The sequence below is a fragment of the Streptomyces sp. UNOC14_S4 genome (assembly GCF_020740835.1).
Classification (GTDB): Bacteria; Actinomycetota; Actinomycetes; order Streptomycetales; family Streptomycetaceae; genus Streptomyces.
The window spans coordinates 1-1,023 of the sequence record NZ_JAINFC010000967.1; the positions used below are offsets into that span (position 1 = coordinate 1).

A 1,023-nucleotide genomic window follows, 5' to 3' on the forward strand; every position below is an offset into this window, starting at 1 on the left:
GACCAAGTCCGCGCCGAACTCGACGAACTCAGCGATCTGCTCCGCAAGGAGCCCCGGGACCGTAGGGAGTACGGGCAGTGAACGGCCGCGTCATCGCCGACCGCTACGAGCTGGCCACCGTCATAGGCCAGGGCGGCATGGGCCAGGTGTGGACCGCCTACGACCGCCGCCTCGACCGCCGCGTCGCCGTCAAGCTGCTGCGCCCCGACCGCATGGCGGGCGGCAGCGGCACCGAGGGTGCCGACGAGATGCGCCGCCGTTTCGTCCGCGAGTGCCGGGTCACCGCCCAGGTCGACCACCGAGGCCTCGTCACCGTCCACGACGCGGGCAGCGACGGCGAGGACCTCTACCTCGTCATGCAGTACGTCGAGGGCGCCGACCTCGCCGACCACCTCGCCGAGAACGATCCCTACCCCTGGCAGTGGGCCGTCTCCGTGGCCGCGCAGCTGTGCTCGGTGCTCTCCGCCGTGCACGCGGTGCCGATCATCCACCGCGACCTCAAGCCCCGGAACGTGATGGTCCGCCCGGACGGCTCCGTCCTCGTCCTCGACCTCGGGGTCGCCGCTGTCCTCGACACCGACACCACCCGCCTCACCCGTACCGGCTCGCCCATCGGCAGCCCCGCCTACATGGCGCCCGAGCAGGCCATGGGCGGTGCCGTCGGCCCGTACACCGACCTCTACGCGCTGGGCGTGCTGCTGCACGAACTCCTCAGCGGCGATGTCCCGTTCGCCGGGTCCACCGCGCTCGGTGTGCTGCACCGGCACCTCTACGAGCCGCCCGTGCCCGTACGGCAGGTCCGGCCCGAGGTGCCGCAGGCGCTGGAGGACCTCGTCCTGCGGCTGCTCGCGAAGGATCCGCTGCACCGGCCCGGCGACGCCCAGGAGGTGTACGAGGCGCTCGCGCCCCTGTTGCCCGTGTCCGTGTCCGGCCCGTCGGGCGCCCTGCCGCTCGGCCTGCCGCTCGGCCCTCTCAACCCCACCCGCCCGTTCCTGATGCCGCACGCGCCCTGGCCCGAGCGGC

At 73.3% G+C, this 1,023-nt stretch carries 1 protein-coding gene; it reads left to right on the forward strand.

The genetic code is table 11. The features are described from left to right. Positions 1–137: 137 nt before the first annotated feature. A partial coding sequence (locus K6I34_RS37370; RefSeq protein ID WP_229332457.1) for a serine/threonine-protein kinase occupies positions 138–1,023 on the forward strand: 886 nt, incomplete at its 3' end.